The 12,942-nt window shown below is 67.9% G+C and carries 8 protein-coding genes and 1 pseudogene; 6 read left to right on the forward strand and 3 right to left on the reverse strand.

All coding sequences use genetic code 11. The annotated features are described in order from the left end of the window. Positions 1-105 precede the first annotated feature (105 nt). Positions 106-1,047 (reverse strand): DapH/DapD/GlmU-related protein, encoded by a 942-nt coding sequence (locus AB0D29_RS18980; protein ID WP_362855521.1) that lies wholly within the window; start codon positions 1,045-1,047, stop codon positions 106-108. 421 nt (positions 1,048-1,468) lie between these two features. On the opposite strand from AB0D29_RS18980, the gene rfbB reads away from it, so the two are divergent. The 6 genes and pseudogenes from rfbB to AB0D29_RS19010 all read left to right on the forward strand — a co-directional run. Further along, positions 1,469-2,476, forward strand: coding sequence for a dTDP-glucose 4,6-dehydratase (gene rfbB, locus AB0D29_RS18985; RefSeq protein WP_362855522.1), 1,008 nt, complete (start codon positions 1,469-1,471; stop codon positions 2,474-2,476). An 80-nt stretch (positions 2,477-2,556) separates the two neighbouring features. After that, on the forward strand, positions 2,557-3,426 hold the full coding sequence (gene rfbA / locus AB0D29_RS18990; protein WP_362855523.1) for a glucose-1-phosphate thymidylyltransferase RfbA: 870 nt from the start codon (positions 2,557-2,559) through the stop codon (positions 3,424-3,426). Positions 3,427-3,645: 219 nt separating this feature from the next. Next, on the forward strand, positions 3,646-4,911 hold the full coding sequence (locus AB0D29_RS18995) for a hypothetical protein (protein ID WP_362855524.1): 1,266 nt from the start codon (positions 3,646-3,648) through the stop codon (positions 4,909-4,911). A 79-nt stretch (positions 4,912-4,990) separates the two neighbouring features. Then, entirely contained in the window at positions 4,991-6,667 is a 1,677-nt protein-coding gene (locus tag AB0D29_RS19000) for a 3-deoxy-7-phosphoheptulonate synthase (RefSeq protein WP_362855526.1), read from the forward strand. A 155-nt stretch (positions 6,668-6,822) separates the two neighbouring features. Beyond that, a complete protein-coding gene (locus tag AB0D29_RS19005) occupies positions 6,823-8,148 on the forward strand; it encodes an MFS transporter (RefSeq protein ID WP_362855528.1) in 1,326 nt (441 codons plus the stop codon). Between the two features lie 266 nt (positions 8,149-8,414). Continuing rightward, positions 8,415-8,556: pseudogene (locus AB0D29_RS19010) on the forward strand (IS5/IS1182 family transposase); the annotation flags it as partial. A gap of 8 nt (positions 8,557-8,564) precedes the next feature. Here AB0D29_RS19010 and AB0D29_RS19015 read toward each other — a convergent pair. Both AB0D29_RS19015 and AB0D29_RS19020 read right to left on the reverse strand, forming a co-directional pair. Next, complete coding sequence (locus AB0D29_RS19015; protein WP_362855529.1) at positions 8,565-11,708, reverse strand: type I restriction endonuclease; 3,144 nt, start codon at positions 11,706-11,708, stop codon at positions 8,565-8,567. Further along, on the reverse strand, positions 11,708-12,940 hold the full coding sequence (locus tag AB0D29_RS19020) for a restriction endonuclease subunit S (RefSeq protein WP_362855531.1): 1,233 nt from the start codon (positions 12,938-12,940) through the stop codon (positions 11,708-11,710). Before AB0D29_RS19020 ends, AB0D29_RS19015 begins: the two co-directional genes overlap by 1 nt. Between the last annotated feature and the right edge of the window lie 2 nt (positions 12,941-12,942).

The raw sequence follows: 12,942 nt of genomic DNA on the forward strand, positions 1-12,942 counted from the left end.
CTCCCAAATTTCGTTATTCGAAGAAGTTCGAAGTATGGGCGAGCGTAGCAGAAGACGTGGTGTGACGACACGGGCAGGAAAGGGAGTTGGAGCCTGCGGCGGAGGTCAGGTGAGCGACAGGGCACGGCCGGGCCCGCCCGCGGTGGAGATCACGCCGGTGGTGAAACCGCCGGCGGGGACATCGCCGACGACGACGGAGTCGGGGGCGACGACCGCCCCGTCCCCGAGCCGGCAGGGGCCGACGATGGTCGCCCCCGCGCCGATGGCGACCCCGGCGCCGATCCGGACCGGCCCGCCCTGCCAGGGCAGGGAGCGGCGGCGCAGGTCATGACCGCTGGAGACGACCAGGACGCCGTCACCGAGGTCGGCCCCCGGCCCGATGTCGATGCCGCCGGACCCTTCGAGGATCGACCCGGCACCGATCGCGACTCGCGCACCGAGGCGTACGCCGCCGTGCGGTGACGGTCCGTCGGGGCGGCCCATCACGATCACCCCCGCACCCAGGTGCACGTCGACGCCACCGGAGAGGGCCGCGTCGACGAAGCCGCCCCCGCCCGAGGTCCAGCGGGCGGGCACGGGCATGCGTCCGGCGTCGCCGCGGGCCCGGACCCGTTCGATGATGGCGGTGAAGTCGGGCGCCTCGTCCTCCGCCACCTCGCGCCGGCGCAGCACGCGCGCCGGGCGGCCCACGACGATCACATCGGAGGGGACGTCGGCGACGACGTGCGCCCCGGCGGCGACGATCGCCCCGGGGGCGATGTCGACTCCGGGCTCCACCACGGCCCGCGCACCGATCCAGGCACCGGCCCCGATCGTGACGGGGGCGGCGCCCGGGCGTCCGATGCGGGACAGCGAGGCGATCTGACAACCGCTCGCCACGCGGACCCCGTCCAGCCGGCAGCGGAAGCCGACGAAGACCCCGCCCGCGAGGGCGGACCCGCTCACCGACGTACCGAACCGGATCCAGGTGCCGGGCCCGACGGTCGTTCCGGACGCCATCACGGTGCCGTCCTCCAAGAGCGCCGACGGCGCCAGGGAATGTTCCATGTAGCCGGAAATTAGTATCCCGCGGCCAGACTCCGCAACCGTCATCCGAGTTTCTGTCCGTTATCTCCGGCGCGTTCGCGAGGAACTGGAACAGTTCAGATTCACACCCCTTGGGGGAATGCTGAATTCCGATTCCACTTCCCAAGTGCGAACTTGACGAACCCATTGCCCTTCGTGTGGCCGCCGCCACGCCCCGCCGACCTGGGCAGTGGCTAGTATAGTGTTGCGCTGGCATGTTCGACGTTCTACGATCTTTGGACATCGCCTCCGAGCCGCGGCTGCACCCCGGCTCGAAGTGCACGAGGCAACGGGGGATCGCCGGACGGGCGATATCGTTCCGTTCCCTCTTCCTTCCGCATTTCCGGGCGGCGCCATGCGCCGCGGAATCCGAGTGGACACCGTCGAAGGGCGGATATATTCCATGCATGTATTAGTGACCGGTGGCGCCGGTTTCATCGGCGGCAATTATGTGAGAAGACTTCTCGACGGCCGGTCCGACCTCTCGGTCGACCGGGTGACCGTGCTCGACAAGCTGACGTACGCCGGCAACCTCGCCAGCCTCGCCCCGGTGGCGGACCATCCCGGACTGCGGTTCGTCGAGGGCGACATCGGTGACCCGGAGCTCGTCCCGAAGCTGCTGGGCGACGTGGACGCGCTGGTCAACTTCGCCGCGGAGACCCACGTCGACCGTTCCATCCACGACCCGGCCGAGTTCGTCCGTACCAATGTGCTCGGCACCCAGAACCTGCTGGACGCCGCACGGACCGCCGGCCTGCCGAGGTTCGTCCACATCTCCACGGACGAGGTCTACGGATCCATCGACGAGGGCGCCTGGACCGAGGAATGGCCCCTGGCCCCCAACTCGCCCTACGCGGCCGCCAAGGCGGGGGCCGACCTGCTCGCCCTGGCCTACACGCGGACCCACGGGCTGAACCTCTCCATCACACGCTGCAGCAACAACTACGGGCCGTACCAATTCCCCGAGAAGGTCATCCCGCTCTTCGTCACCACCCTCCTGCAAGGCGGATCGGTGCCGCTGTACGGCGACGGCCTCAACGTCCGCGACTGGCTCCACGTCGACGACCACTGCCGGGGTATCGACCTCGTCCTGGCCAAGGGCGAGTCCGGGGAGGTCTACAACATCGGCGGCGGCCGCGAACTGACCAACCGTCGCCTCACCGAAGTGATCCTCGACGCCTGCGGCGCCGACTGGTCCGCCGTCCGCCCGGTCGCCGACCGCAAGGGGCACGACCGCCGCTACGCCCTGGACGACTCCAAGCTGCGCGCCCTCGGCTACCGCCCGGAAGTCGCCTTCGAGGACGGCCTCACCAAGACGATCGCCTGGTACCGGGAGCGCACCGACTGGTGGCGCCCCCTCCTCTCCGCCACCCCCGCCGTCGCCACGAGCACGAGCGCCGACGCCGGCTGACGGTCCGTCCCACCTCACCCGCCCAAGGCCCGGCGCCCGTCGAACCGGCGCCCTGTGCCCAGTGCCCCGAAGGGGGAACCATGCGCGGCATCATCCTCGCCGGCGGCTCCGGCACCCGCCTGCGCCCGCTCACCAGCGTGCACTCCAAGCAGCTGCTGCCGGTCTACGACAAGCCGATGATCTACTACCCGCTGTCCGTGCTCATGCAGGCCGGGATCACCGAGATCCTGATCATCTCGGCCCCCGAGCACATCGACAGCTACCGGGCGCTCCTCGGTGACGGCGCACGCCTCGGTGTCTCGCTCACCTACACCGTGCAGCAGAAACCGAGCGGCATCGCCGAAGCCCTCGTCCTCGGCGGCCCGTTCGCCGACGGCCAGGACGTCTGCCTCATCCTCGGCGACAACATCTTCTACGGGCACCGGCTGCCCGACATGCTGCGCGCCGAAGCCGCCCGCCTCGACGGCTGCACGCTGTTCGGCTACCCGGTCAGCGACCCGGAACGGTACGGAGTGGCCACCGTCGACGAGGCGGGCACCATCCTCACCCTGGAGGAGAAGCCCACCGCCCCGCGCTCCAACCTCGCCGTCACCGGTCTGTACATGTACGACGGCGACGCGGTGCGCCGGGCCGCCGGGCTCACCCCCTCCGACCGCGGCGAGCTGGAGATCACCGACCTCAACCTCACCTACGTCCACGAGGACCGGGCCCGCCTGGTCAACCTGGGACGCGGCTCGGCCTGGTTCGACACCGGCACCCACGACAGCCTCCTGGAGGCCGCGATGTTCGTACAGGTGCTGGAGAAGCGCCAGGGCATCCGCATCTCCTGCCTGGAGGAGGTCGCCTACCGGATGGGCTACATCGACCGCGAGCAGCTGGCGCTGCTCGGCAAGGAGCTCTCCCCCTCATCCGGCTACGGACAGTACGTAATGGAGCTGGCGAGCGCCTGAGCCGCCCCCGGCCCGGATCCGGATCCCCCTCCGCCCTTCCGCCCCTCCGCTCTTCCGCCCCTCCGCCCCTCCGCCCTTCCGCCACTCCCCCACTCCGCCGTGGCCGTTGTGCTGCGGCCAGACGCTGCCTTGCCGCCGGCTCCGACCGGCCCACCGGGTTCCCGCCCGCCCGCTCGGCCGCTCGGACCGGCCCCGTACCCACCTCGAAAGGTGCCACAGATGAAGGTCCTCCACCTGCCCGCCGAGACCGGCACCGGCCACAACATGCGGGCCCTCGCGGTGGCCGCGAAGGTGCGCACGCTGTTCCCCGGAGCGGAGCAGCACGTGTACCTCGGTTCCAAGAGCGCCCTGTTCACCCCGATGTTCGAGGAGCTCGGCGTGCACGTGCACACCGCCTCCGATCAGCAGGACCACGCCAACACCTCGCAGCTCGCCCGGCGCTTCGACTGGACCTCGTACGTCACCGGCTACCTCAACCGGACCTTCATCAGCGGCGACCGGATGCTCGCCGCGGTCGCGCTGATCGGCTCGGTCCGGCCCGATGTGGTCGTCAGCGACTACAACGTCGCCGCCTGCCTGGCCGCCGAGATCTCCGGCGTCCCCTACGTCCTGGTCACCGAGCGCTACGACTTCACCCTCGGCCAGATCGACAACGCCGCGCTCCTGGAGGCCGGCTTCATCCTCGACGACCCCGATGAGGTCGACGCCATCCGGTCCTCGCTCACCACGCTCTTCGGCTGGGTGACCCGCCGGGCCCGCGCCGTCCTCACCGACAAGCCCAGCGTTCCCGAACTCGACCGCGGAACCCCGGTGTTCGAAGCCCTCGCGGCCGGCAACGGACACGTCGTCGGCCCGATCGTGCGCGACGAGTGCGCCGCCGACCCGGCTCCCCGCGCCGCGATCGACGCCCGTTTCGGTCTGCACGGCGCCGAGTACGCCATCGTCGGCTTCGGCGGCACCACCATGTTCACCGAGAACAAGGAGCGGCTGCTCGCCGAGTACCTGACCGCCTTCGAGAAGCTGCGCACCGACCACCCGAACGCCCGGCTCGTCGTGATCGGCCGCCAGACGTTCACCGAGGAGGTCGACGGGGTCGTCCTCGTCGACTACGTCTCCGACTGGCACTCCCTGGTCAAGCACGCCAAGGTCATCCTCTCGCCCCCCGGCTGGCTCTCGGTCACCGAGCTCGCCGTGATGGACGCTCCGGTCGCCTACGTGCTCAGCGGACGGGACGAGTACCACGAGCGGGAGGCCATGACCCGGCTCGACCACCTCGGATACGCCACGGCCACCGAGCCCGACGCCGACACCCTGCTCGCCATCCTGCGCACCGCCTTCGACGAACCGGAGGCCTTCCGCGGCCGGGCCGCGGAGGCGTCCCGGGCCATCGCGCCGACGGGCAACGGGGCCGAGGCGGCCGCGAAGCTGATCGGCCAGGTGGTGGCCGAGGCCTCCGCCGGCCGGGAGCCCGCCCAAGCGGCCTGACCGCCGCCCGGCCCGGCCGCACGTACCACCACCCCACCCCCACGCCACGAGACCGTCACCGACCCCAAGGGTGTTTCGATTGTCCGCGTACCCCGAATTTGCCGAGCCCCCCGCGCTGCCGTCGGCGACCCGCATGATGCTGCGCAACGAAGGCTCCACGACCGTGCTGCTGCAATCACTCATGGACTCCCCGCTCTCCGCCGAGGTACTGCCCGGCCCCGACCCGGCCGCTCTGCCGGCCTCCGGTCACCTGACCGACGTCTTCGGCGCCGGCCCCCACCCGGACCTGCTGATCCGTCGCTCCCGCCTGCGCGACCGCACGGGCGCCGTGGTCAGCGAGAACCTGATCACCTTCCGCCGGGCCGACGCGGCCCACGTGATACCCCGGGGCGACACCCCCTTCGGCCTGCACACGCGCAGCCTGGGCCTGTACGAACGCCGCCGGATCCTCGCCACCGGCCTCACCGCCGAACGCTTCGGCCTGTTTCCCGCCGGCGCGCCCGGCCGCGCCTACGAGATCGCCTTCTCCAACCACGCCACGGTCCTCGTGCACGAGGTCTTCAACCCCCGCTTCGTGCCCACCACGACCGAGGCCGGCACCCGGCCGCCCGCCGGGCTCCCCGACCACCAGCCCCGCTGGCCCGACCCCCGGGAAACGGCCCGCGTCCGACGGATCCTCACCCACGCCGACCCGCTCGTCCCGATGCAGGAAGCCCGCGCCCTGCGCACCGAACTCGCCGGCCCGTCCTTCCTCCTCCAGGGCGGCGACTGCGCCGAAACCTTCGCCGACAACACCCCGCTCTCCGTACGCAACCGTGTCGACCTGCTGCGCGCCATGTCCGAGCGGATCTCCGAGGGCTCGGGGGCCCGGGTCGTCACCGTCGGGCGGATCGCCGGCCAGTACGCCAAGCCGCGCTCGTCAGCCGTCGAACGACGCGGCGACACCTCCGCCCCCTCCTACCTCGGTGACGCCGTCAACGCCGCCGCCTTCACCGCGGCCGGCCGTGTCCCCGACCCGAAGAACCTGCTGCGCGCCTACCGCGAGTCGGCCAAGACCCTCTCCTTCCTGGCCGGTTCGGGGATCTACGCCTCCCACGAGGCCCTGCTCCTCGACTACGAACTCCCCCAGGTCCGCACCTCACCCGTCGACGGCGCCCGCTGGTCCCACTCCGGTCACATGCTGTGGATCGGTGAGCGCACCCGGTCGCTCAGCGGCCCGCACATCGGGTTCGCCGCCGCCATCGCCAACCCGATCGCCGTCAAGATCGGCCCCGGCTGCACTCCTGACGAACTCCTCGCCCTGCACGCGGTCCTCAACCCGGACAACGTCCCCGGCCGGCTGACCTTCGTACTGCGCATGGGCCGGGCCCTGGCCCACGAACGTGCCCGGGAACTTCTCACCGCGGCCTCCACCGTGGGCCTGGCCGACCGCTTCGTCAGCGACCCCATGCACGGCAACGGCGTCACCAGCCCGGGTGGGATCAAGACCCGCACCATGCGGGCGATCGAGGAGGAACTGTGCGGCTTCTTCGCCGCCTGCCGGGAGACCGGCACTCCTCCCGGTGGTGTCCACCTGGAGCTCTCCGGTGACGACGTCACCGAGTGCGTGGACGTGGACATCGACGACGCCTGGCTCGGGCACCGCTACCGCACCTCGTGCGACCCGCGCCTCAACCCGTCCCAGTCCCTGCGCCTGGCCGACCTGATCGCCACCCTCCTCGTCACCACCACCCCGGCCCTCAGCCTGACCGCCTGAGCGGTCGCCCGACGCCACCCCCGCCCGCCCGCCCCAGAAAGGAGCCCGCCCATGCGCGCATTCATCCTCGCCGGAGGCTCAGGCACCCGGCTCCGACCCGTCCTGTCCCCCTCCACCGGCCGCGGCCGGTGCATCCCGGAAGCGGCCCTCGCCGCATGAGCATCGCCCCGGCCCTGAGCGGGCAGCAGGCCGCCGCCGCGGCGGGCCACCGTCCGGCCCGCCGCCGTCGGCCCCTGGTCGTACTGGCCCTGTGCTGGCTGGTCGTCCTGCTCGACGGCATGGACGTCAACGTCTACGGCGCGGTGATGCCCCGGATGCTCGCCGACCCCGGACTGGGCCTCACCTCCGCCACCGCCGGGACCGTCGGCAGCTGGACCACCTTCGGCATGCTCGTCGGGGCCTTGGCCGCGGGCAACCTCACCGACTGGACCGGCCGTCGGCCGGTGCTCGTCGGCGGCACCCTGCTGTTCTCGGCCGGCTCGGCGCTGTGCGCCGCCGCCCAGGGAGTCGAGGCGTTCGGACTGGGCCGGTTCGTCACCGGTCTCGGCCTCGGCGGGGTCATGCCCGTCTGCCTGAGCATGGTGATGGAGTTCGCGCCGGGCGCCCGCGCCGCCCTGACCGCCGGCGCGCTGATGACCTCGTACCACGTCGGCGGCATGCTCGCGACCGGCCTGGGCCTCACCCTGGCGGCCGACAGCGGCTGGCGCGCGGTCTTCTGGGCCGGGGCCGTGCCCGCACTGGTGGCCGTACCGCTGCTGCTGTGGCTGCTGCCCGAGTCCCCGGCCGTCCTGCTCGCCAAGGGGCGCACGGCCGAGGCCAGGAAGCTGGCCCACCGCTACGGCCTGCGTCCCCCGCACACCACAACGGCGCCGGCGGCCGGTGCCAGGGCCCGCTGGCACACCGCCATAGCGCTGTTCCACGGCACCGGCCGCCGGGCCACTCCGCTGCTGTGGGCCGCGTCCTTCTGCGGACTGCTGCTCGTCTACGGCGTGAGCACCTGGCTGCCCCAGCTCATGCGGGCCGCCGGATACGGCCCCACGTCCTCGGTCGCCTTCCTCCTCGTCATCAACGCGGGCGGGATCGTCGGCATGCTGATCGCGGGCACCGTCGCCACCCGGTTCGGAGCCGCCCGCGTCTCGGCGCTCTGGTTCCTGCTGACCGCGGCCGGCGCCCTGCTGCTCACCCTGCGGCTGCCGCTCCCCGTCACCTACGTGATCGTCGCCGCCACCGGCATCTGGCTGTTCAGCGCCCAGGTCATGGTGTACGCCACCGTCCCCACCCTCTACCCGGCCCCACAACTCTCCGCCGCCCTGGGCTGGGCCACCGGAGTCGGCCGCCTCGGCGCAGTCCTGGGCCCCGCACTGGGCGGAGCCGTCATCGCCCACGGCGCACACCAGTGGGCCTTCATCACCTTCGCCGCAGCAGGCCTAACGGGCGCCCTGACCATCCACCTCGCAGCCAAAACCCCACACCGCGCATGACGCTCACTCACAGACCCACAGGTCAGGCGTCTTCCCTGATCGGCTCCAGGATCGCCACGCACTCCACGTAGTGCGTCATCGTTTACACGTGGATCAGAAACATGTGAACGAAAACCCCAGGTCAGCGAAATATCAGGAGCAGATCGCGCCTGAGCGACTATGCATTGCGTGCAGTAGGGGCATAACGCGCGGTCGCTTGACGCACACTCCAGTACAGCGTGAACGCACCTCCAGGTCAGACCAGAGGCACTTGGAGTCGCCGGTGAGTCATCGAACGGACCATGTCCTGGCTGACCGGCTGTTACCGGCTCAACCACCCCTACAAACGCCCCCCGAAACTACCTGGCCTTCCTCTGTCGCGCAGCGGACATCTGCTGCTACAAGCGCCCCATTCACCTCACCGCATAAGGCACGCTCTAAGACTCCGCCTGCTGATCAACCGCCGCTTCGTAGAAGGCATCCGCGAGGGCGAGGACGATCGCGTTGATGGCCGGCCCGTCGGTGAAGAAGTAGTCAGCCATCGTGTTGTGTGCATCCTGGTTGTCTGCGACTGCCTCTGTGACGGCTGCTTGGAAGTCCTGTGACTCCAGAAACTGCTTTTTAGAGTTCACCTTGGTTTGCTGGACCAGGTTCGGGTCGGCAAGCAGCCGCTGCACGAGACCCTGTACGAACTCCCTAATCTGGGAGGCAGCGAACGTTTCGGCGCCGAAGAGGTCGTTCATCCTGTCTATGACGACCTGAAGCGCGACGTACTTCGGATCCTTCTTCGCGCCCGTGCCAGCGGCGCTAATGCCCTTCAGCTGTCCGTCACCCACGAGTGAGATGTCGACCGGGATCGCCTTGTTGTGCTTGACCCCGACCAGCACCACGTCGGAGAGATCCACGTCGGCTGCCCAAGCGGACTCGGCGATGACCTTCTCCAGCAGGCGAAGGAAGATCGAGAGCATCTCCATGTAGGGATCGCCGTAGTCGACGATCTGAGACATGAAGTCATAGAGACGTACGTAGGTGGAGACGTCCTTACGGAACAGGTCGAGCACCTGGAGCGCGACCTTGTCCTCATTCTCGATCGCTCGCGCGTAGCGGCGCCGGAAGTCGTGCTGCGCCGGGCTGATCGCCGCCGAGAGCCTGTTGTTGCCCTTCCTGGTCACCCACAGCTCGGCGACCTTACGGACATCGTCCTCGGTGTAGATTCCGGCCTGGGCAAGCTTGTTGGCCAGGTGGACGACGACGTACGGATCGGTCTCAGTCTCCAGGGTCGCGTTCATGAAGTACGGCTCGAAGGCCGCCTTGATGTCCTCAGGCTTGTTGGCGAAGTCGATGACGAACGTCTTGCGCTTCTGCTCTCCACCAGCGGTGCGGTGGGTGCGGTTGAGCCGCGACAGCGTCTGCACCGCGGTGACCCCGGACAGCTTCTTGTCGATGTACATCGCCGAGAGCAGGGGCTGGTCGAAGCCGGTCTGGAACTTGTTGGCGACCAGCATGATCTTGTACGTGTCGCCCTTGAACGCAGCCGCCAGATCAGCCCCGGCGCCGGGGTTCATATTGGCCTCGGTGAACTGGTCGTCCTGCGACGGCTGCGGACCCCAGTCGCTGTGCCAGGTCTCGCCCTCGGGCATCGTCACCCCGCCCGAAAAGGCGACCAAGGTGCGGTAGTTATACGCGGCGTCCTCGGCGCGGCGCTTGGCGATGTAGGCATCTATCGCCAGCTTGTATTTCACCGCGGACTTGCGCGAGTCGGTCACCACCATCGCCTTCGCCTTGCCTTCGAGGAGGTAGGCGACGTTGGCGTGGAAGTGCTCGACGATGATCTGCACCTTCTGGCTGACGTTCGTCGGGTGGAGCTGAACCCACCTCATCAGCCCCTTGCGGGCGGCGGCCTCCTCGACCTCTCCCCCATCACCGCTCTCGGCCCTGCCGGCGATCTTCAGCGCGGTGTCGTAGGACTGATAGCCCTTGAGCACGTCGAGGATGTAGCCCTCCTCGATCGCCTGCTTCATCGAGTACAGCTGGAATGCGCACGGCTTCCCGTCAGGCCCCTTACGGCCGAACAGTTCGAGGGTCTTGCTCTTCGGCGTCGCGGTGAAGGCGAAGTAAGAGATGTTCTCCGACTCGGCCCGCTCGGTCATCTCCGAGGCCAGCACCGACTCCACATCGACCTCGCCGCCCTCCTCGATCTCCTTGACCTCCTCAGCGGTCAGCACCTGCTTCAGCTTCGAGGAGATCTGACCCGACTGGGAGGAGTGTGCCTCATCAGCAATGACGGCGAACTGCTTGCCCTTCAGGCCAGCGTCGGTCCTGATCTCGTCCAGCGCATGCGGGAAGGTCTGCACCGTCACCGCGATGATTAGCTCACCGTTCTTCAACGCCTGCGCCAGCAGACCAGACTTCGACTTCGCGCCGGCCTTGCGGACGTCCTCGGGGCTGATAGTTGCGACGATCTTGCCGGTGCCGTCAATCTGCCGGATCGCATCCTGCAGCTGAGAGTCGAGCACGGTGCGGTCCACGACTACGATGACCGAGTCGAACACCTTCCGATCATCGACATGCAGTCGCGCCAGCCGGTGGGCCGTCCAGGCGATGGTGTTCGTCTTCCCCGACCCGGCCGAGTGCTCAATTAGGTACCGCTGCCCAACGCCCTCCTCCTTCACCGCCTCGACGATGCTCGTGACGGCCTCCCACTGGTGGAACCGCGGGAAGAGCATGCTCGTACGCCGCACCGACGTGCCGGTGGTGACGTCCCACTCTTCCTTGGTCTGCACGATCATCAGCCGCCCGACGATGTCCAGCCAGGCATGCTTCTCCCAGACGCGTTCCCAGAGGTACGCCGTCGAGGACCGTCCCTCCGTGCCGGACGGGTTGCCGGCACCGCTGTCGAAGCCGATGTTGAACGGCAAGAAGTGGGTCTTCTCCCCCTCTAGCCTCGTGGTCATTGCTGCCAGGTCGTTCGAGACCGCGAAGTGCACCAACGCGCGGTGGCCAAACGACAGCAACGGCTCCGGCCGCCCGTTCGTCAACGGATTGCGATCCTGCTTGTACTGGTTGATCGCCTCGTCCAGCGACTGGGTGAAGTCGGTCTTCAGCTCTACGGTGGCCACCGGGAGCCCGTTGACGAAGAACACCAAGTCGAACCTGCGCTGGTCGGCGGACGAGAAGTACACCTGCCGCACTACCCGCACCCGCATCGCCTCGTAGTGCCCGGCCGTCGTGTCGTTGAGCGACGTCTCCGGACGGAACTGCGCCATCTTCAACCGACCACCGCCGATGTACTGCACCCCGTTGCGCAGGATGTTGAGCGTCCCACCGCCATGTTCCAACGGCCGGTCGAGCGCCGTGATCAGCACGTCGAGGAACTTCGCCTGCGACCCCGCCGCCTTCAGCGCCTTCTCGTAGGCTGCCTTCTGCGTCGCCTCCAGCCATGCGAACAGATCTGACGGGAACAGCGCCCGCTCTTGGTCGTACTCGCCACCATCGCGGTCGTTCTTCGAGTACAGCCAGCCGTGATCCCGCAGGTACTCGCAGATCTCCTTCTCGAAGACCGCCTCGTTATGGTCGGCCATCACGCCACCTTTCGGACGTCGATCTGCCCCGTTACCGCCGCCGTGATCAGTGCCGTCCGGCGCTCTTGCGAAATCTCGATGAAACTCTCCGTTTCAGCGATCAACCTGTCGATTCTTGCAGTCTGCTCGCCCAAATATGCACTGATGCGGCGCTGCTCATCGATATCTGTTGGGGCAGAGACCCTCAGTGCCATTAGGGCGCCTGCGGTCAACTTCGGCTGTGCCGAGCCAGACACGAAAGGGCTCACATCGAGCGCCTCCAGCCGACTCGCCCAGAAGTCGACGTCACCAGCGATCGGGCGAAGCACATGAGCATGGTTGTTGACCCAGTAGCGCCCCTTAGCCGAGAAGGAAATCGGCGTTGAGCGTGCCAACAAATTCGCGCCGTCCTCTGAGACAAGAACTAGAGGTTCATCGAACAGGAAGTTGTCGACATGGTCGATTACCCCTGATGCGCCATAGTAGTCGAATTCGCCTTGCCTCGTTCCCCGTTCTTCCGAACTCAACGGGACACGGAAACCATCCAAACTGACGAGCCAATGACGAACAGCGCGCAGTGCCCAATGCGCGGGCATCAGACCAATCGTAGGTTCCCCGGACTCGACCAATTCAACGCCATCATCCACTCCACGTGTCACTACGGTGAGGCACACTGCTCGCCGCCGCTCGCGGAGCATCTCGATCAAGCGCTGCTGTTCCTCGATGAGCGTGTCGATGCGGGCCGTCTCCCGATCGAGGTAGTCAGCAATGGCATGCTGCGTTTCGACATCCGGAAGATTGATCCGCATATCCAGGAAGTCACCCTGACTGATGTTCTGCATTGAGGAACTCGTTCCAACGCAGACAGCCTCCACCTGGTTTCGGTAAGCCTGAGTCTTTGTCCACCAACCGATAAATCGCGGGTCAGCACCACAAAGGGTCACCGCCCACAATCGGTCTGGAAGGTATAGATTTGGGTGGCTCTGAAGCACCACGGCAGCAACACCCAGGTGCTGCTTTGTGTTCATCCTGCTCACGACCAGCGAGCCCACTTGAACCGCGCACGACACCCGATCCAGGTCATAGCTATCGACCTGTTTGTTCTCTTCCGCCCTGAAGACTCCACCGTAAACTGCGCTCGTTTTGAGTACACCCAGCTCATCACCTTGAGCCGGCCAGGGGGCACCATTCACGCTGGTCCCGCTTTGAACAGAACTGACGATTCGCTTGAGTGGGATATTTTGCCAGGTCACCC

It is taken from the genome of Streptomyces sp. NPDC048424, from assembly GCF_040651555.1.
Classification (GTDB): Bacteria; Actinomycetota; Actinomycetes; order Streptomycetales; family Streptomycetaceae; genus Streptomyces.

Coding starts and splice junctions, on each gene's coding strand:
- AB0D29_RS18980 (WP_362855521.1), bottom strand. CDS start 1,047: ATGGAACATTCCCTGGCGCCGTCGGCGCTCTTGGAGGACGGCACCGTG.
- AB0D29_RS19015 (WP_362855529.1), bottom strand. CDS start 11,708: ATGGCCGACCATAACGAGGCGGTCTTCGAGAAGGAGATCTGCGAGTAC.
- rfbA (WP_362855523.1), top strand. CDS start 2,557: ATGCGCGGCATCATCCTCGCCGGCGGCTCCGGCACCCGCCTGCGCCCG.
- AB0D29_RS19005 (WP_362855528.1), top strand. CDS start 6,823: ATGAGCATCGCCCCGGCCCTGAGCGGGCAGCAGGCCGCCGCCGCGGCG.
- rfbB (WP_362855522.1), top strand. CDS start 1,469: ATGCATGTATTAGTGACCGGTGGCGCCGGTTTCATCGGCGGCAATTAT.
- AB0D29_RS18995 (WP_362855524.1), top strand. CDS start 3,646: ATGAAGGTCCTCCACCTGCCCGCCGAGACCGGCACCGGCCACAACATG.